Origin of the sequence: Mesoterricola silvestris (genome assembly GCF_030295405.1) — a bacterium.
Lineage (GTDB): Bacteria > Acidobacteriota > Holophagae > Holophagales > Holophagaceae > Mesoterricola > Mesoterricola silvestris.
In genome coordinates this window covers 3,620,331-3,638,816 of the sequence record NZ_AP027080.1, presented here as the reverse complement: position 1 = coordinate 3,638,816, position 18,486 = coordinate 3,620,331, and the positions used below count along the sequence as shown (strand labels likewise).

Genomic DNA, 18,486 nt, shown 5'->3' with positions numbered 1-18,486 from the left:
CATCAGGCTCCCAGTGCCGCGAGGAGGTCCTTCTGCACGGGGGGATTGCCGGTGACCACGTCCCCCGTCTCCACCCAGGTGCCGCCGCCCTGCCAGTCGGTGATCGTGCCGCCCGCCTCCTGGAGCAGCAAGACCCCGGCCGCGAAGTCCCACTTGCGCAGGCCCATCTCGTAGTACCCGTCGTAGATGCCGCAGGCGGTGTGGGCCAGGTCCAGGGCTGCGGAGCCGCCCCGGCGGATGGCCTTGGCCCGGTGGAAGATGGCCGGCAGGGTGCGGGCGAAGATCTCGAAGCGGTCCCCCAGCTGCCAGGCGAAGCCGGTGGCCAGGAAGGCCCCGGTAAGGCCCGGCTGGGCGGAGACCCGCATGGGCTTGCCGTTCCAGGTGGCGCCCCCGCCCCGCACCGCCACGAAGAGGTCCTCCCGGAGCGGATCGTAGATGCAGCCCGCCAGGGGACCCTGGGGGTCCCACAGGGCCACGGAGACGCACCAGTGGGGCAGGCCCTGGATGAAATTGAGGGTGCCGTCCAGGGGGTCGGCGATCCAGACGGGGCCCTCCACGGGGCCGGTGAGGCCGGTCTCCTCCCCCAGGAAGCCATGGCCGGGGAAGCGATCGGCCAGCAGTTTCTGGATGGCCGCTTCGCTTGCACGGTCGGCTTCGCTCACCAGGTCGTTCTTCGACTTTTCGGAAATGGTGCTGGGATCCAACTTACGAAAATAGGTCAGGAGGAGTCTTCCACCTGCCTGGGCGGCGGCTATACAGGCTTCACGTTCGGCTTCGAGCATGGGGATTCTCCATCTTTCAGATTGCCCGCACTTCGTTTGCGGCTTTCCCCCAGTTTGGACTGGATAATCCCGACATTTCTAGTAAACTATTCAAGTCAGTGGCGAGGAACCGTATGCCCAAGGTCGTCAACATCGAACCCACTCCCAATCCCGATGCGCTGAAGTTCATCGTGCAGCGGCCCATCCTCCGCTCGGGGACGCGCTCCTTCCGGGACTTCGGGGCCGCGGTGGGGGATCCCCTCGCCTCCAGCCTCTTCGCCCTGGGCCGCATCACCTCCGTCTTCTACATGGACCGCTTCGTCACCGTGAACAAGGCGCCCGACGACGAATGGAGCGGCCTCATCGATCCCATCTGCGAGGCCATCGAGGACCTGGAGATGGAGGCGGTGGACGGCAACGCCCCGGCCCCGGGCAGCTCCCTGGCGGACGACGAGAAGCTGGACCGCATCAACAAGCTCCTGGACGAGCGCATCCGGCCCGGCCTCGCCGGGGACGGCGGCGGCGTGGAAGTCATCTCCTTCGAGGAGAACACCCTGCAGATCAGCTACCACGGAGCCTGCGGCTCCTGCCCCAGCTCCGGCGGGGGGACCCTGCGGTACATCGAGGGGCTCCTGCAGGACGAAGTGGACCCCCAGATCCGGGTCATTAGTTATTGAACGGCCGTGCGCGGCCGATGCGACTGAGTGAAATCTCTGCGAAGGACCGGCGATGATCGAAACCAAGGCTGAAAAGGCGGGCCCGCGGGCCCAGGTGGCAGAAGGACCGGACGCGGCGACCCTGAAGGGCTGGTACCGCACCATGCACATGGGGCGGGTCCTGGACGACAAGGCGCCCAATTACCTGAAGCAGGCCATCGGCTGGTCCTACCACGCCCCCTGCGCGGGCCACGACGGCATCCAGCTGGCCCTGGGGCTCACCTTCCGGGCGGGGCAGGACTACCTCTTCCCCTACTACCGCGACCTGCTCACCTGCCTCGCGGGCGGCCTCACGCCCCTGGAGATCATCCTCAACGGCATCTCCAAGGCCGCGGACCCCTCCAGCGGCGGGCGCCACATGTCCAACCACTTCGGCAAGCCCGAGATCCACATCCAGAACGTCTCCAGCTGCACCGGCAACCACACCCAGCACGCGGTGGGCCTGGCCCGGGCGGTGAAGACCTACGGCCGGGACGCCGTGGTGTTCAGCAGCCAGGGCGAATCCAGCGTCTCCGAGGGCTACGTGTACGAGGCCATCAACGGGGCCAGCCTGGAGAAGCTGCCGGTGGTCTTCGTGTTCCAGGACAACGGCTACGGCATTTCCGTGCCCAAGTCGGACCAGACCGCCAACGAGCACGTGTGCGACAACTTCAGCGGGTTCCCCAATCTGCTCATCCTCAAGTGCGACGGCAAGGATCCCCTGGATTCCATGCGGGCCCTGGGGGAGGCCGTGGCCTTCGCCAAGTCCGGCAAGGGCGCCGCCATCATCCAGGCCGACTGCGTGCGCATCGGGAGCCACTCCAACAGCGACAAGCACGAGCTCTACCGCTCCCCGGAGGAGCTGGCCGCGGCCCGGGCCCAGGACCCGCTCCCGCGCTTCCGGCGCCACTGCCTGGAGCACGGCGTGACCGAGGCGGAGCTGGCCGAGATCGAGAAGGCCAACCTGGAGACCTACAACGCGGCCTCCGACCAGGCCATCACCTCCCCGGACCCCGACCCCGCGGCCATCTTCGAGCACCTGGTGCCCGAGCCCTGGGTGACGCCCCTGTTCCCCGCGGGCACCCACAACGAGGACGGCCCCAAGGAGACCATGCTCCATGCCATCAACCAGACCCTGAAGGAGGAGTTCCGGGCCAACCCCGACACCTACATCTGGGGCCAGGACGTGGCCAACAAGGAGAAGGGCGGCATCTTCAACATCACCAAGGGGATGCAGCAGGAGTTCGGGCGCACCCGGGTCTTCAACGGGCCCATCGCCGAGGACTTCATCACGGGCACCGCCAACGGCTTCTCCCGCCTGGACGACAAGATCCGCGTGGTGGTGGAAGGCGCGGAGTTCGCCGACTACTTCTGGCCCGCCACCGAGCAGCTCATCGAGATCTCCCACGAGTCCTGGCGCAGCATGGGCAAGCAGGTGCCCAACATCACCATCCGCCTGGCCTCCGGCGGCTACATCGGCGGCGGCCTCTACCACAGCCAGAACATCGAGGGCTTCCTCACCACCATCCCGGGCATCCGCGTGGTGGTGCCGGCCTTCGCCGACGACGCCGCGGGCCTGCTGCGCACCTGCATCCGGAGCCGGGGCGTGAGCCTCTTCCTGGAGCCCAAGTTCCTCTACAACGCCGCCCAGAGCAAGGCCCACATCCCCGCCGACTTCGCCGTGCCCTTCGGCAAGGCCCGGGTGCGCCGGGAGGGCACCGACCTCACGGTGCTCGCCTACGGCACCCCCGTGCACTTCGCCCTGGAGGCCGCCCACAAGCTGGAGGCCGAGGGCCGCAGCGTGGAGGTGGTGGACCTGCGGAGCCTCAACCCCCTGGACACCGAGACCATTTTCGCCAGCGTGAAGAAGACCCACCGCGCCATCGTCGTGCACGAGGACAAGGTCTTCGGCGGCTTCGGCGGCGAGGTGGCCGCCCAGGTCTCCGAGCAGTGCTTCCCCTGGCTGGACGCGCCGGTGGGCCGCGTGGGCTCGACCTTCACGCCCGTGGGCTTCAACCGCATCCTGGAGAGAGCGGTCCTCCCCAACACCGAGAAGGTGCTGGCGGGGATGAGGAAAGTGCTGGAGTTCTAGGGGGAGTCGGCAGACCCTTGCTGCCTTGAAACCGTGATGAAGGGGCTGTTCCAGGTTGAGCGGATCCCCGTTCATCCCATCCATCGGCGTTCATCCCGGTTTCCGCAGGGCCGCCGAGTAGGTGGGTCGGAGTGCATGTTACTTGACGTCCATGAACCAAAGGTGGCGACAACTCCCAGCGAATTCCAAACGGAGATGAACAGGATCCAGGGGAAAGAGCAGGATAAGGAACGTCAGGTCAAAGGTGGAGTCAGCTCACCTAGTCAGGATCTGGGGTTTGCCGATAGACCTTGAATCCTTTCATCCAGATCGATGGCCCCCGGGTTCGGCGCGGGGTCCAGCTGGACGCCGGTGACCTGGCCCCGGAACCGCACCGGAAGGCGGAAGAGGCCGTAGACGTTCACCTGGTGGGTGAAGGCGTAGGAGACGGTGCACACGGGGCCGTCGTCCGTGAGGCCGGGGGCGAGGGTGAAGGCGCCCTCCTCCAGCGCCGCCTCCGTGAGGCCCAGGTCGAAGGCGCGCCGGCGCAGGGAGAGGAGGGTGGCCTCCTCGCCCTTGATGCGGGATTGCCGGGCGGCGATGGCCGCGGCGTGGCGGAGGGCGTAGTGGCCGTACACCAGGGGCGCGGCGCGCAGGCCGGCCAGCAGGATCGCCGCGAGCACCAGAAGGGTCGCGGCGCCCAGGATCCGGTGGGCGGTGGAGCGCTGCCAGAGCTCGGACAGGAGGCCCAGGAGGCGCCGGGCCAGGCGCGAGGCGGCCTGGGTCGCCAGGGTCCGGAGCCGCGCGCCGAGCTCCCGGAAGGCCTCAGCGCGCATCGGGATTGACGCCGATCTGCACCACGCCCTCCAGGCGCGCCACCACCTTGAAGCGGTCCTCCAGCACCTCCACCCGGCCCACCCGGAACGCGTCCACGTCGCCGCTCAGGGCCACCTGGGGCGTGAGGGGGCGATTGAGGCCCGCCTTCGTCTTCTCCTTCAGGTCCTTGAGGCTCTTGTCCAGGAAGAAGCTGCACTTCTCCGTGAGGGTCTTGCGCAGGGTGCCGCGGTAGAGCCATTCGCCGAAGCTGGTGATCCAGTTCTTGGTCTCGAGGGTGTAGTCCAGGTCCTCCAGGACCAGGGTGCCCAGGGCCTCGTTGAAGGCGGGGCGGCCCTTGAGGGTGAGGCGGCCCGTGACCTTGCCCTTGAGGTCCAGGTCCAGGTAGGCCCAGCCGTCCTTGCCCCGGACCACGGCGCGCTTCACTTCGAAACGGCCCTTCTCGGTGTCGAAGGGCTGGGCGCCGAGCTGCTGGGTGAGTTGCCGCGAGGCGTGCTCGTAGCTGAGGTCCGCGTCGATCTGGAGGCTGAAGCCCGGGGCGATGGGCTGGGGGGAGAGATCCAGGGGGGGCAGGGGCCTGGGCACCGGCTGGGGCCGCTCCCCAAGGCACACCGCGGGCCGGATCTGGATCTCGGGGGTGAAGGTGAGCACCTTGCCCTGGCTGGTCCAGGGGCTGAGGCGCACCCGCTCCGGGTTGAGCATGAGGAACACCCCGGGGGCCAGCTCCACGGGCTGCTGGGCCTGGAGCCAGGCCGCCTCGGCCCGGGGCCGCAGCCGGGTGGCGTCCTGGATCTGCCCCTGGAGGGCCTGGGTGGCCTTGGCGAGGTTGTCCTTCATGCCCGCCAGCACCTTGTCCGTGATGTCGTAGCCCAGGTACGTGATGTGGCAGCCGTCGATGCGCAGGGGCTCCTCGGGGGTGAGCTTGAGGTCCAGCCCCCAGTCCGGGGTGAGGGACACCTCCGCCTGGATGCCCAGCCGGGCCTTGCGGAAGGTCTCGGGGGGCAGGCCGCAGGAGCCCATGCTCTTGATGTAGGAGCCCATGCGCAGCCCCACTTCGAACCAGTAGTTCACGGTGGTGTGCATGAGCACCCGGTTGCCCTTGAGCACGAAGTACAGGGGTTCCCGGTAGAGGTTGAACCGGTAGGCGGGGCTCCCCTGGGCGAGGCCGGGCAGGTTGGTCCAGGTCTCCACCCCCTGGGGCGTCACGGGGGTGGTGCGCTCCGCGGTGGCGAACATGGGCCCCAGGTCCACCCGGATGGGGGCCGCGATGGTGGAGGGGGGCGGGGGCTCCTGCCCGTGGAGGCAGAAGGGGATCAGGGCCAGGAGGTGCCACGTTCGCATGAACCCATGGTACGCATGGGCGGGCGGTCAGCGGTCACGAAAGGGACGCGGCGAGTTCCTCGGCGATCATTTCCGGCGTGCGGTCCAGGAAGGACATGCGGCCCATGAGGTGGACCAGGCGCCCGTCCCTGAGGATCGCGGCCTGGGGCGAGCTGGGGGGGGCGCCTTCGAAGTACTCCCGGGCCCGCTTCGTCGCTTCCGTCTCCATGCCCGCGAAGACCGTGACCAGGTGGTCGAAGCGGAGCCCCTTCTCCCGCAGGGCCTTCACCACCCCCGGGCGCGCCCCCGCGGCGGCGCAGCCGCACACGGAATTGACGACGAGCAGGGTGGAGCCGGGGCGCTGGAGGGCCTCGTCCACGTCGGCGGGGGTCATGAGGTGCCGGAAGCCGGCCTCGCTCAGTTCGTCCCTCATGGGAGCGACCATGTATTCGGGGTAGTTTGCCACGGGGGTCTCCTGCGTTCCCTTAAAGTTTACTCTTTTTGTCACCATTGCCAAAGGGGTATCAAAGGGCCGTGCAGCGGCAGTACCATGGTGGAAACGAATCCGGGGGTATAGATATGAAAGACTTTTTCAAGTCCCTGGCGGCTTCGCTGGTGGCCCTGGGGCTCTTCACGGGGGCCGCGCTGGTGCTCCTGGTGATCCTGGTGGCCTCCATGGGGCCCACCAAGCCGGTGGTTCCCGCCAAGGCGGTGCTCATCCTGGACCTCAACACCAACTTCACGGATTCCTATGCGGAGCCGGGGGCGGCGGAACTGCTGCAGCGGGCGGCCGGAGGCGGGCAGGCGGAGGGCGTTCCCCTCCACGTGCTCATCCAGGCCATCGACCATGCGTCCCACGACGCCGGGCTGAGCGCCCTCTACATCACCGGCATCGTGCGCCCCGACGGCGTGGGCTCCGGCCCCGCCGCCCTCAAGGAACTGCGGGAGGCCATCCTGCGCTTCCGGAAGGTCTCGGGCAAGCCCGTGATCGCCTACAACCAGTACTGGACCAAGCGGGAACTCTACCTCTGCGCGGGCGTGGGCAAGGTCTACATGGATCCCCTGGGGGTGCTGGACGCCACGGGCTACGCCTCGGAGGTCACCTTCTACGGCAAGGCCTTCAAGAAGTACGGCGTGGACGTGCAGGTCACCCGCGTGGGCAAGTACAAGAGCGCCGTGGAGCCCTACGTCCTGGAGAAGCTCAGCGACCCCGCCCGGGAGGAGCTGCAGGTGCTCATGAACGATCTGTGGACGGAGTGGAAGACGGCCGTGGGCGGGGACCGCAAGCTCTCCCCCGATCAGATGCAGGCCATCGCCGACCAGCAGGGCACCCTCACCTCGCCCGAGGCCCTGAAGGCCGGCCTGGTGGACAAGCTCCTGGCCAACGACCAGGTCCTGGACGAACTCAAGGAGGTCTCCGGCAAGAAGGCCAGTGACCGCGACTTTCCCCAGGTGGACATGGCCACCTACGCCAAGACCCTCCCCGACCCCACCGGCTCCAACCGCATCGCCCTGGTGTTCGCGGAAGGCGCCATCGTGGACGGCGCCGGGGCCTCCGGCACCATCGGCGGGGAGACCCTGAGCAACGAGCTACGGCGCCTGCGCCTGGACAAGCGCGTCAAGGCCATCGTCCTGAGGGTGAACAGCCCCGGCGGCAGCGCCCCGGCCTCCGAGCTCATCCAGCGGGAGCTGGTGCTGGCCCGCAAGGACAAGCCCGTGGTGGTGTCCATGGGCCACCTGGCGGCCTCGGGCGGGTACTGGATCTCCACCTACGCGGACCGGATCTTCGCGGAGCCCACCACCATCACCGGGTCCATCGGGGTCTTCGGCCTGCTGCCCAACGTCAAGTCCCTGGCCAACGAGCACGGCATCACCTGGGACGGCGTGCAGACCTCGAAGCTGGCCAATTCCATCACCATCGCCCGCCCCAAGTCCGACGCCGAACTGCAGCGGGCCCAGGTGATGGTGGACTGGATCTACGACCTCTTCGTCACCAAGGTCGCCGAGAGCCGCAAGCTCACCCGCGACCAGGTGCAGGAGATCGCCCAGGGCCGGGTGTGGTCCGGCACCTCCGCCCTGCGCATCGGCCTGGTGGACGAGATCGGCAGCCTGCAGGACGCCGTGGCCTATGCCGCGAAGAAGGCGAAGATCGAATCCGACTACCGCCTGGAGGGCCCCTCCGAGCCCAAGACCCCGGTGGAGAGGATGCTCAAGGCCCTGGGAGGCGGCACGCGCCCCTACTCGCGCAGCTCCGCCGACACCCTGCAGGGGCAGGTCCAGCACGTGATCAGCGGCCTGGGGGCCTTCAGCGATCCCCGGGGCGTCTACGCGCGCATGCCCTTCGACCTCGCCATCCGGTGATGCGCAGGCTGGGCCCGGCCGACTATCGCGCCATGCCCTGGAAGGATGGGGGGGGCTCCACCACGGAGCTCCTCATCCATCCCCCCGGCGCGTCCCTGGCGGGGGATTTCCTCTGGCGCATCAGCATGGCCGACGTGCCCGCCTCGGGCCCCTTCTCCCGCTTCCCGGGCGTGGACCGCAGCCTCATGGTCCTCTCAGGAGCCCTGGAGCTCGACCACGGGGAGCACGGCACCCAGCTCCTGGAGGGCCCCCTGCGGCCCGTGGCCTTCTCCGGGGACTGGGCGACCTCCGGGCGGCTCCTGGGGGGGCCCTGCCGGGACTTCAACGTCCTGTCGGCCCGGGGCCGGGCCCGGCACCGGCTCAGCGTCCTCGCGGCCCCCGCGCCGCTGCCCAGGGCGCAGGTGCTGGTGGTGGTGTGCCTGGAGGGCACCCTCGAGATCGCGGGGCAGGTCCTCGGCCCCCTGGACCTCCTGGAGTGGGAGGGCGGGGGGGAGGCCCGGGGGGATGGGGTGATGGCCGTGGTGGAGCTGACTACTTCTTCTTGACCTCGCCGATGGCCACGGTGGCCGTCTGCTCGTTGTTGGAGAGGTCCGTGACCTTCACCAGGACCCGGCTGCCCTTGATGCGGGCCCGGGGGACCAGCACGTTGAAGGTGGCCTCCTTCGTGTCGAAGATCCGGGTGTCCGGGGCCACCTGGACCCAGGCGTCGCCGTCGGCGGACAGGGCGGCCTCCTTGAGGACCGAGGTCTGGTCCCGGGCGGTGAAGCGCACCCGCACGCCGTCCACCTCGGGGGTGGCGGTGAGTTCGGTGATGACGGGCGGGGTGTGGTCGATGAGGAAGGGCGCGGTGCGCAGGGTGGACGTCAGGGCGGTGTTGAGGGGCTGGCTGGGGGCGTCGGAGGCGGTGATCTCCAGGCGGTACTTGCCGTCGGGCACGGCGAGGGTGTCGAAGGTGAAGAACCGCTCCTTCCAGGCCTTTTCCAGTTCGATGGGGGCGCCGCTTTCGGGCAGGAGGCGGAGGCCGAACTCCAGCTGGTCGCCGTTGGGGTCGGCCACGTGGAAGAAGAAGGCCTGGGCGCCCCGGCGGAAGCTGCGCTTCTCGCTGCCGGCGTAGGCCAGGGCGGGAATGAGCTTCTGCGTCTCCAGGGGTACCCGCTCGATGCCGATGTCGTCGGGGGGCGCGGTGCGGGTGACCACCAGCCCCGGAGGCATGATGTCCACGGATTCCCACAGGGGCGCCAGGTTCCGGTTGGCCCAGTGGACCCGCACGCCCTCCACGGAAGGCGTCGCCCCGCCCCGGGTGCTGGCGAGCTTGAGGCGGAACTGGGCGAAGCGGGCCGGGGCCACGTGGGGGCGCTCGCCGCTGAGGAGGGGCGGGGTCCAGGGGGACCAGGTGCCGTCCGGGGTCTCGGTGGAACCGGTGCGGAACTGGAATTCCACGCCGGTGCCCTGGGGCGTCTCGGCCTCCACGTAGGCTCGGCCCCAGTCCGCGAGGGGGGAGGCCTTGAGCACCCGGCTCTCGATGGTGCCGTCCGTGGCCTGGCTCTCGTTGAGGAGGTGGAGTTCGGCGGGGTTGGAGGCCACCACCATCAGGTCGGAGCCCACGCGCAGGAAGGCCGTGGCCTGGGCCGCGCCCAGGTCCTGGAGGGCGCTGAAGGGGGACTCGCCCCGGGCCTTTTCCGAAAGGGGCAGCGCGAAGAGCCGGGACCGGTTGCCGGTGCCCACCAGGAGCTGGCCGTTCCAGGCCGTCAGCGCGAAGATCTGGTTCTGGGCGCTCTGCCACAGGGTCTGGGGGACCCGGTCCTTGTCCAGGCGGATGACGGCGGACTTGGTCGTGGTGCCGGGCTCGGCCAGGTAGCCCTCCCGGCGCTCCAGGCTGCCGGAGGCGAACTTGCTGGAGAGGCCGTTGGTGGCCCCGGCGAACACCTCGCCGCCTTCCACCACCAGGGCGCGCACTTCCTCGAAGCCCGTGGCCATGAGGGTCTCCATGCGGTCCCCGGTGCGCACGCCGGTGTAGTGGAGCACCAGGCCCCTGCCGTGGGAGCCCAGGTAGTAGCCGCCCTTGCCGTCGGAGGCCAGGGCCGTGAAGGCGGTCTCCTCGGGCAGTTCGGCCAGCTTGCGGCTGTGCCCTTCCCGGGCCAGGACCAGGGCGGCGCCCTTTTCCCCGCCCCCGGCCAGCACCAGTTCCGTGCCGTCCACGGCCATGGCCCACACCAGGCGCGCGTCGATGTCCGCGAAGGGCTTCACCTCGCCCCCCGGGGTCACCCGGAACAGCTTGTTCTCCCCGCTGGGGGCGACGATCAGGTCCTGGCCCAGGCGGGCCATGGCGAAGACGATGCCGCCCTTGACCTGGGCCAGGGGCTTGACCTGGCCGGCGGTGTAGTGGAAGAGCTTGCCTTCGTTGCCCGCGCTGAGGTAGGCGCCCCCGGAGCCGTCGGGAACGGCGGCCCACACGACGCCCTCGGGGAGGGTGCCCACGCGCCGGAGGCCGGGGGCGAGGCGGAGCTTGCCGTCCGCGCCGATGCGCACGCCCTTGGCGTCGGACGTGAGCCAGTCGTTGAACGACGCGAACGTGGCCGAGGGTTGCTGGGCCGAGACGATGCCCGCCGAAGCGAGGAGGATCGTGCCCAGTGCGGGGGTGAGGTTCTTCATCATGGTCTCCACGTGCGCCTATTCGACTTCAAGTTCCATGCTGATGAGGCCCCGCACCTCGGATTCGAGGGGCAGGACGCCGCGACTGATGATCTGGCGCTGCAGCCGGTTGGCGTTGAAATCGCCGTCGGCGCCCAGCATCGCCGTGATCGTCGGGGGCACGCCCTCGATGCGCGCGCCCCGGAGGCCCGCCCCGGGCTGGGTCTGCACCAGGAGCGCGTAGGCGTGGTTGTTGCGCATGCCGCCGTTGAGCATGCGCACCAGGTCGCCCAGGCCCGAGACGTCGATGGCCCGCTCGTCGGGATCGGCGTTGATGAGGCTGAACCCGTCGCCCACCAGCAGCGTGGCCTTGCCGGGCCGCGCCGAGGGCGGCACGAAGAGGTTCATGGTGGTGGTCTCCTTCACGCCCTGGATGTTCTGCAGGACCACGTACACCGGCAGGGTCTGCCCCCGCTTCACCCGGGCCTTGAGGGTGCGCACGCCGCTGATGGCCGTGAGGTCCAGGCGCTCCTCGGCCTTGACGGTGAGGCTGATGCCCTCCACCACCGGGCGCTCCCAGGGGTTCATGGTGAGCACCTGGAGGATGCCGCCCAGATACATGGCCATGCGGTTGGCGTTGAGGTCGGCCACCATGTTCTCGATCTCGATGGCGGGGTGCCCGGCGAGCTTGATGTTGCCCTGGAGGGAGAGGCTCTGGAAGCCCGCGCCCCGCACGTAGGTGGAGATGGTCTGGGCCAGCACCATGGCGGCCAGGTTGGGCGTGACCACCGGGTGGTCCATGAGCTCGAATTTGAAGTTGAGGTTGCGCCTGCCGCCCAGGTTCAGCCCCACGCGCATGGGCACCATGCGGGGCTCGGCGCCCAGGAGGGCCGCGATGCCCATGCTCCGGTCCAGGCGCAGGGCGCCCACCGGGGCCACGGACTGGGAGAGCTTGAACGAGCTGTTGTAGTTGGGCACGCACACGGCCACCGAGGCCGACCAAAGGGGCAGGTCCACGGCCCCCAGGTTGAAGAGCTGGTGGCCGAAGCAGAGGACCTTCTTCCCGGAAAGGTACGTGATGGTGCCGGAGGCCGACATCTCCAGGTCGCCCTGCACGAGGTTCACCGCCACCATGCCGCCGGGTTCCAGGGGGCTGGCCTCCCCGGTGCCGGTTCCGGCCGCCACGGCCCCCATGGGTTTCAGGGGCAGCCCGGCCCACAGGGACTGCAGCTCCGGGGCGGTGGAGGCCCCGAACACGGGGATGGGCAGCATCTGGCCCCCTTCGGGGACCTCCGTGGTGCCCAGGATCTCGCTCACGGGGACCATGTGCCCCAGGAGGGCGGACTTCAGGACCTTGGGGGGCTCCATGCGGGGAAGGATCAGGGGGGTGCGGGTGGAGGGCGCCTCGGTGAGGTCCCGGAGGCCGTCCAGCATCTCGCCGATGGGGGTGATCCCTCCGATGGGCTCCTTCTCGAAGGCGAAGCCGATGGAAAGGGCCCCGATGAGCTTGCCGTCGATGTAGCAGGGGGAGCCGCTCATGCCCGCGAGGATCCCGGTGTTGGCCAGGGGGCCGCCGCTGGCGCGCACCAGGATGAGGCTCCGGCCGGGGGCGAAGTTCTTCTGGAGGCCCAGCACCTCGAACTGGAACGTCTCGATCTTCCCGCCCTGCCAGACGGTGCGGCCCACGCCCTTCATGCCGGTGCGGATCTCGCTGACCCCCATGGTGGCGGGGGGTTGCGCGGCGGCCGTCGCCAGGGGCCCGAGGAGGGCCAGAACGCATGAAATGATCAAGGATCTCAAGGGCAAGGGCATGCGGCACTCGTTAAAAGTCTAAGCCTAGCAGGATCGGCCCGGGCGGACCGGCAGGGGGTATTCAATTCTCTGGTGCCGCTATGGAGGCTCCGGTGCCTGGGAAAGTTGAAAAAATCGCGGGCGGCCCCGGTCCGTCCCACCCCGTAGGCGGCCTTCCGCCAAGCCTGTTAAGGTTTCCCCATGAGGATTCTCGTTCTGGGAGATGTGGTGGGGGAACCCGGCCGGCGGCTGGTGGAGGCGCATCTGCCCGTCCTCCGGCGCGAACTGGCCCTGGATTTCATCGTCGTCAACGGCGAGAACGCGGCCCACGGGCACGGCATCACCGAGCGCATCGCCCGCCAGTGGTTCGAGGACCTGGGGGTCAATGTCATCACCACCGGGAACCACGCCTTCGACGTGAAGGACATCGTCCCCTACTTCCAGGTGGAGTCGCGGCTCCTGAGGCCCGCCAACTACCCCCCGGGCACCCCGGGCAACGGCTACGTGAAGCTCCACACCCCCGGGGGCCAGGAGATCCTGGTCATCAACCTCATGGGGCGGGTCCACATGCCCACCTGCGACGACCCCTTCCGGTGCGTCGACGCCATCCTGGCCCGGGAGCGGGCCGACATCGTCCTGGTGGACATGCACGCCGAGGCCACCAGCGAGGCCCAGGCCATGGGCTGGTACCTGGACGGCCGGGTCGCGGCGGTCCTGGGCACCCATACCCACGTGCCCACCCTGGACGCCAAGGTCCTGCCCGGGGGCACCGCCTACGTCACGGACCTGGGCATGACGGGGCCCTACGGGGGGGTCATCGGGATGGCCAAGGAGTCCAGCCTCAGCCGCTTCCTGAAGGTCAAGGGGGAGAAGTGGGACGTGGCCGAGGGGGACCCCCAGCTCCACGGCGTCCTGGTGGTCACGGAAGGGCGGAAGGCGCAGTCGATCCAGCGTATCCTCAAGACGCTCCCCTGAGAAACCGGCCCGTGTCCCACCTCCTCTCCCACTACAAGATCCTGGACTTCTCCCGCATCCTGGCGGGGCCCTTCGCCACCCAGCTGCTGGCGGATTTCGGCGCCGAGGTCCTGAAGATCGAACCCCCCACCGGCGACCCCACCCGGGGCTGGGGCCCGCCCTTCGAACCGGGCACCGGGGAGAGCGCCTACTTCCGGTGCGCCAACCGCGGCAAGCGCAGCCTGGCGCTGGACCTGGAGGAGGAGGGCTGCAGGGCCATCCTGGCCGAGCTCATGACCACCGCCGACGTGCTGGTGGAGAACTTCCTGCCGGATTCCGCCGAGGCCCTGGGCTTCACCTGGGAGCAGATCCACGAGCGCTACCCCAAGCTCATCGTGGCCTCCGTGCGGGGATTCGCCTCGGACGTGCCGGCTGCCAGGCGCCCAGGCTACGATTTCGTCCTCCAGGCCGAGAGCGGCCTCATGTCCATCACCGGCGAGACCCCCGGCGCCCCCATGAAGACGGGCGTGGCCGTGGTGGACGTCATCGCGGGGCTCTACCTGGCCAACGGGATCCAGGCCGCCATGCTCCACCGGGAGCGCACCGGGGAGGCCCTCCACGTGGAGGTGCCCCTCATGGAGGCCGCCCTGGCCTCCCTGGTGAACGTGGCCTCCGAGACCCTCATGACCGGCGAGCCCCCCCGGCGCATGGGCAACGGCCATCCCCACATCGTCCCGTACCAGACCTTCGCCTGCAGCGACGGCGAGATCGCCCTGGGCTGCGGCAGCGACCGCCAGTTCGAGTTGCTCGCAATGTGGGCGGGCATCGACCTGGACAGGGAGCCCGGGTGGCGCTCCAACCGGGGCCGGGTCACGGACCGGGAGCGGCTCCTGCCCCTGCTGGAGGCCCATTTCCGCTCATCCACGGTGGAGGCCGCCACCACCTTCTGCGACATCCACGCCATCCCCGCCAGCCGCGTGCGCACGGTGGACGACGTCCTCTTCCGCCAGGCCGGGACCCTCCACCACCTGGTGACGACGCTCTACGACGAGGCCGGGGGCCGCATGATCCCCATGCTGGCCTCCCCGGTGCTCTTCAACGACCTGCGGGCCCGGTCCCGGATCCCCCCTCCCCGGCTTCCGGAATGAGGCGCTCCGGGGCCCGGGACCTCGTCCCCCTGCGGGCCGCCTCCGGCCTCCCCCCGGACCCCCAGGCCCGCACGGAGGCGCGCCTGCGCCACGGCTGGCTCCTGGTGGTGGGCCCCGCCCTGGTCAACCACACCCGGCTCCTGCGGGTGAGCCGCGGCACCCTGGTGGTGGGCTGCTGGCAGCCCCAGTTCATCCCCAACCTCCGCAAGGCCGCGGACGCCGTGTGGCCCCAGGTGCAGGAACGCCTCCTGCGCCTTTGGAAACTCAAGATGAATTCCATGGAGATCGTCCCCTGCGATCCCCCGGATCCCGAAAAGCCGCCCCGGGAGCGCCGGGAGCCCGATGCCTTCAAGGCCGTGCTGGACCTTTTGCGCACCCGCCAGAAAGGGTGATGGACCCGGAGGCCCGGTTCAGGTTAAGATCGATGCTTCGTCGGGGCGTGGCTCAGCCTGGTAGAGCGCTCGGTTCGGGACCGAGAGGTCGGAAGTTCGAATCTTCTCGCCCCGACCATTTGGATCAAGGGGGAGCGCCGGAAGGGTGCTCCCCTCTTGCTAGTCCTCCAGCGTCGGCATGGACGCCAGCGTCTCCATGGCGCTGGGCGGATCGGCGTTGGGCTCGTCCTTGCGGATCCGGCCGTCCCGGAAGACCAGCACCCGTTTGGCGAACTGGCTAATATCGGGCTCGTGGGTGACCAGGACGATGGTCAGTCCCTGGGCATTGAGGGTCTGGAAAAGCCCCATGATCTCCACCGCGGTGCGGCTGTCCAGGTTGCCGGTGGGTTCGTCGGCGAGGAGAATCGAGGGCCGGTTCACCAGGGCGCGGGCGATGGCGACCCGCTGCTGCTGGCCTCCGGAGATCTGGGAGGGGTAGTGCCCCATGCGGTCCGCCAGGCCCACCAGGGCCAGGGCCGCCTCGGCCCGCGCCAGGGCCTCGGTCTTGGCGACCGCCGAGTACAGGGTGGGCAGCAGGACGTTTTCCAGGGCGGTGGTCCTGGGAAGGAGGTTGAATCCCTGGAAGACGAACCCCAGCTTGCCGTTCCGGATGCCGGCCAGGGCCCTCTTGGACAGGTGGCCCACGTCGACGCCATCCAGGCAGTAGCTGCCGGCGCTGGGCCGGTCCAGGCACCCGAGTATGTTCATGAAGGTGGACTTGCCGCTGCCGCTCGCCCCCATGATGGCCAGGAACCCGCCCCGCTCCACGTCCACGCTGACGCCCCGGAGGGCGTGGACCCGGCTCTCCCCCAGGTCGTAGTACTTGTGCAGGCCTTCGGCCCGGATCACGGGGCCGGCTCCGCTCACCGCCGCCCTCCCTGGGGCAGGGGGTTCTTGAGATCCGCGGAGGTGGTGACCACCTCATCCCCGGCCCTGAGGGCGCCGCCCTTCACTTCCGTGAAGGTGTGGTCCGTGATGCCCAGGGACACCTCCACGGGCCACAGGGACCCGTCCGAAGCCCGCTTCCAGACCACGGCCTGCGCGGGGCGCCCGGTGCCGGAAGGGTCCTTCCCGCCGGGCACGATGCCGTGGCGCGCATAGAGGGTCCTGATCTCCTCCGGGCTCATGGGCGGCCGGTAGCGCAGGGCCGAGTTGGGCACCTTGACCACGTTCGTGGCCGCGGCGACGGGAATCGAGACGTAGGCCGTCATGCCCGGGAACAGCTTGAGGTCGGGGTTCCCGAAGTCGATGATCGCGTCGAAGGTCACCACGTTCTGGACCCGGGTCGGGTTCATGCGGATCTGGCTGACCTTCCCGGTGAAATGCTCCCGGGGATAGGCGTCGACGGTGAAGAAGACCGGCTGCCCGGGCTGGATGCGGCCCACGTCGGATTCGTCCACCTTGGCGTAGACCTGCATCTTGGTGAGGTCCTGGGCGATGGTGAAAATGGTCGGCGCCTGGAGGGAGGCCGCCACGGTCTGCCCGACGTCCACGTTCCGCGCCAGGACGGTTCCGTCGATGGGAGAGCGGATCACCGTGTAGTCCAGGTTGGTCCGGGCCACGGACACCGCCGCCTCCTTCTGGCTCACCTGGGCCTTGGCCTGCAGGACCGCGGCGGCGGCGCCTTCCACCGAGGCCTGGGCGGTCTCGTAGTTGGCCCGGGCGAGATCCACCGAGGCGGTGGATTCGATCTTCTGGGCGGCGAGGGTGGAGATGCGCTGGAAATCGGCCCGGGTCCGGACCAGGGCCGCCCTCGCCTTGGCCAGGTCCGCCCCGGCGGCGACCTCGTTGGCCCTGGAATTGGCCAGGTCCGCCTGGGCCTGGAGCAGGGCGCCCTGGAAGAGTTCCGGCGCGATGAGGGCGACCACGTCGCCCTTGCGGACCTTGCTGTTGAAGTCCGCGTTGAGCCGCGCGATGGCCCCCGAGACCTGGGAGCCCACCTGCACCGTGATCACGGCGCTGACGGTGCCGGTGGCGTCCACGGAATCGCGGATATCGCCCTGGAGGACCTTGACCGTCAAATGGGTGAGGCGGCTGCCGCCCGTGAAGGCCATGAGGCCCAGCAGAAGGAGGATCCCCAAAGGGATCCCGCCCGCCACCCACCGGTGGGACCGGGCCCATGCGGCAAGCCCCAGGACCTTGGCTTTCACGGGATTTTCATTCATAGCGCAACGCCTCGATGGGATCCAGCCGGGAAGCCTTCCGGGCCGGGTAGTACCCGAAGAAGATGCCGACCCCCACGGAGAAGACCACCGCCAGGAGGATGGCCTGGACGGAGACCTCCATGGGCCACTGGAGCGCGCGCCCAATGAAGGCGCTGGCCAGGAGGCCGAGGGCCACGCCCGCGGCCCCGCCCACCAGGCTCAGGAGCACGGACTCGCCCAGGAACTGGAGCTGGATGGCCTCCTCGGTGGCTCCCACCGCGACCCGGACGCCGATCTCACGGGTGCGTTCCGTGACCGAGACCAGCATCACGTTCATGATCCCGATCCCGCCCACCAGGAGGGAGATGGAGGCGATGGCCACCAGGAGGAGCGAGAGGGTCCGGCTGGCCTCCATCTGGGCCTGGATGACGTCCTCGGGGTTGCGGATGTTGAAATCGTCGGGCACCTCGGGCCGGAGATGATGGCGTTCCCGCAGGAGGGCCGCGGATTGCTGGCCGGCCAGCTTCACCACCTCCTGGGAGACCGCCGAACAGAGGATGTCCTCCAGCCAGGTGATGCCCATGAGCTTCTTCTGAGCCGTCGTGTAGGGCAGGAGGAGCGTATCGTCCTGGTCCTGTCCGGTGGCGGAGACGCCCTTGGGAAGGAGGGTCGCCACCACCTTGCAGGGCAGGGCGCCCACCCGGATCACCTTGCCCACCGGATCCTCCCCCCCGAAGAGCTGGGTCTGGAGGGTGCGGCCGATGGCGCACACGTCCGCGGCCTGCTCCACGTCCTCCTGGGTGAAGGCCGCGCCCTGGTCGACGGTCCAGCGCTTGATGTCGAAATATTCCGGCGAGACGCCCCGGAAGGTGCAGAACCAGTTCTGGTTGCCGTAGACGATCTGGGTGGATGCGTCCACGTTGGGGGAGACGTTCTTGATGAGGGGGATCTGGGTGCGGATGGCCCAGGCGTCCTCCAGGGTCAGGGTCTTGGTGCCCCGGCTACCGGTCCGCACCCCGTTCACCGCCCGGCCCCCGGCCTCGATCCAGACGAAGTTGTCTCCCAGGTTCTTCATCTGCTGTTCCACCCGGGCCTGGCCCGCCTTGCCGATGGCCACCACCCCGATGACGGCGGCGATGCCGATGGTGATGCCCAGGACGGTCAGGGCGCTGCGGAGCTTGTTCCGCAGAAGGGCGGTCAGGGCCGATCCGACGACGGCATTGTGGTTCATGGGGCCCGGCATCATGGAATGGGTTGGGTTGGGGAGGAAATCCAGTATAACTCCTTGATGTCCGGCCGATGGGATCCCGGCACCCCCCGGGGCCGGGGACGGCGGCCCGGCCGT

The 18,486-nt window shown here is 69.2% G+C and carries 16 protein-coding genes and 1 tRNA gene; 8 read left to right on the top strand and 9 right to left on the bottom strand.

All coding sequences use genetic code 11. The features are described 5' to 3' along the window. Positions 1-2: 2 nt before the first annotated feature. The gene (locus R2J76_RS15710; protein WP_316412583.1) at positions 3-782 is read right to left on the bottom strand and encodes an inositol monophosphatase family protein; all 780 of its coding nucleotides are present in this window, start codon (positions 780-782) and stop codon (positions 3-5) included. Between the two features lie 113 nt (positions 783-895). On the opposite strand from R2J76_RS15710, the gene R2J76_RS15705 reads away from it, so the two are divergent. After that, the gene (locus tag R2J76_RS15705; RefSeq protein WP_316412582.1) at positions 896-1,438 is read left to right on the top strand and encodes a NifU family protein; all 543 of its coding nucleotides are present in this window, start codon (positions 896-898) and stop codon (positions 1,436-1,438) included. A gap of 52 nt (positions 1,439-1,490) precedes the next feature. Next, positions 1,491-3,548: an alpha-ketoacid dehydrogenase subunit alpha/beta gene (locus R2J76_RS15700; protein WP_316412581.1), complete on the top strand. Its 2,058-nt coding sequence runs from the start codon at positions 1,491-1,493 to the stop codon at positions 3,546-3,548. 263 nt (positions 3,549-3,811) lie between these two features. On the opposite strand, the gene R2J76_RS15695 is transcribed toward R2J76_RS15700, so the two are convergent. Genes R2J76_RS15695 through R2J76_RS15685 form a run of 3 tightly spaced genes read right to left on the bottom strand, consistent with a single transcriptional unit; the run spans position 3,812 to position 6,126 of the window. Further along, positions 3,812-4,363 carry a hypothetical protein gene (locus R2J76_RS15695; protein WP_316412580.1) on the bottom strand — a complete coding sequence of 184 codons (552 nt, stop codon included), beginning with the start codon at positions 4,361-4,363 and terminating at the stop codon, positions 3,812-3,814. Beyond that, positions 4,353-5,702 carry a DUF4403 family protein gene (locus R2J76_RS15690; RefSeq protein WP_316412579.1) on the bottom strand — a complete coding sequence of 450 codons (1,350 nt, stop codon included), beginning with the start codon at positions 5,700-5,702 and terminating at the stop codon, positions 4,353-4,355. The genes R2J76_RS15695 and R2J76_RS15690 overlap by 11 nt, the downstream gene beginning before the upstream one ends. 34 nt (positions 5,703-5,736) lie before the next feature. Next, entirely contained in the window at positions 5,737-6,126 is a 390-nt protein-coding gene (locus R2J76_RS15685; RefSeq protein ID WP_394366843.1) for a BrxA/BrxB family bacilliredoxin, read from the bottom strand. 134 nt (positions 6,127-6,260) lie between these two features. Between R2J76_RS15685 and sppA the strand changes: the two genes are divergently transcribed. Both sppA and R2J76_RS15675 read left to right on the top strand, forming a co-directional pair. Next, positions 6,261-8,042, top strand: a complete 1,782-nt coding sequence (gene sppA / locus R2J76_RS15680; RefSeq protein WP_316412577.1) for a signal peptide peptidase SppA — start codon at positions 6,261-6,263, stop codon at positions 8,040-8,042. Further along, complete coding sequence (locus R2J76_RS15675) at positions 8,042-8,587, top strand: HutD/Ves family protein (protein WP_316412576.1); 546 nt, start codon at positions 8,042-8,044, stop codon at positions 8,585-8,587. Before sppA ends, R2J76_RS15675 begins: the two co-directional genes overlap by 1 nt. Here R2J76_RS15675 and R2J76_RS15670 read toward each other — a convergent pair. Together R2J76_RS15670 and R2J76_RS15665 are read right to left on the bottom strand one after the other, a co-directional pair. Then, complete coding sequence (locus R2J76_RS15670) at positions 8,574-10,694, bottom strand: Ig-like domain-containing protein (RefSeq protein WP_316412575.1); 2,121 nt, start codon at positions 10,692-10,694, stop codon at positions 8,574-8,576. The two genes, R2J76_RS15675 and R2J76_RS15670, sit on opposite strands and share 14 nt — an antisense overlap. 18 nt (positions 10,695-10,712) lie before the next feature. Then, entirely contained in the window at positions 10,713-12,464 is a 1,752-nt protein-coding gene (locus R2J76_RS15665) for a hypothetical protein (protein WP_316412574.1), read from the bottom strand. A 201-nt stretch (positions 12,465-12,665) separates the two neighbouring features. Between R2J76_RS15665 and R2J76_RS15660 the strand changes: the two genes are divergently transcribed. The 4 genes from R2J76_RS15660 (at position 12,666) to R2J76_RS15645 (ending at position 15,076) form a co-directional block, all read left to right on the top strand. Beyond that, a complete protein-coding gene (locus tag R2J76_RS15660; protein WP_316412573.1) occupies positions 12,666-13,439 on the top strand; it encodes a TIGR00282 family metallophosphoesterase in 774 nt (257 codons plus the stop codon). An 11-nt stretch (positions 13,440-13,450) separates the two neighbouring features. After that, on the top strand, positions 13,451-14,566 hold the full coding sequence (locus tag R2J76_RS15655) for a CaiB/BaiF CoA transferase family protein (RefSeq protein WP_316412572.1): 1,116 nt from the start codon (positions 13,451-13,453) through the stop codon (positions 14,564-14,566). Continuing rightward, positions 14,563-14,958, top strand: coding sequence for a DciA family protein (locus R2J76_RS15650; protein WP_316412571.1), 396 nt, complete (start codon positions 14,563-14,565; stop codon positions 14,956-14,958). Before R2J76_RS15655 ends, R2J76_RS15650 begins: the two co-directional genes overlap by 4 nt. Before the next feature lie 41 nt (positions 14,959-14,999). Further along, a tRNA-Pro gene (locus R2J76_RS15645) sits at positions 15,000-15,076 on the top strand. Positions 15,077-15,117: 41 nt separating this feature from the next. Here the strand turns inward: R2J76_RS15645 and R2J76_RS15640 are convergent. The 3 genes from R2J76_RS15640 to R2J76_RS15630 are packed head-to-tail and all read right to left on the bottom strand — an operon-like array spanning position 15,118 to position 18,372. Continuing rightward, positions 15,118-15,864: an ABC transporter ATP-binding protein gene (locus R2J76_RS15640; RefSeq protein WP_316412570.1), complete on the bottom strand. Its 747-nt coding sequence runs from the start codon at positions 15,862-15,864 to the stop codon at positions 15,118-15,120. After that, positions 15,861-17,147: an efflux RND transporter periplasmic adaptor subunit gene (locus R2J76_RS15635; RefSeq protein ID WP_316412569.1), complete on the bottom strand. Its 1,287-nt coding sequence runs from the start codon at positions 17,145-17,147 to the stop codon at positions 15,861-15,863. Before R2J76_RS15635 ends, R2J76_RS15640 begins: the two co-directional genes overlap by 4 nt. Before the next feature lie 7 nt (positions 17,148-17,154). Beyond that, a complete protein-coding gene (locus tag R2J76_RS15630) occupies positions 17,155-18,372 on the bottom strand; it encodes an ABC transporter permease (protein WP_316412568.1) in 1,218 nt (405 codons plus the stop codon). Positions 18,373-18,486: the final 114 nt, after the last annotated feature.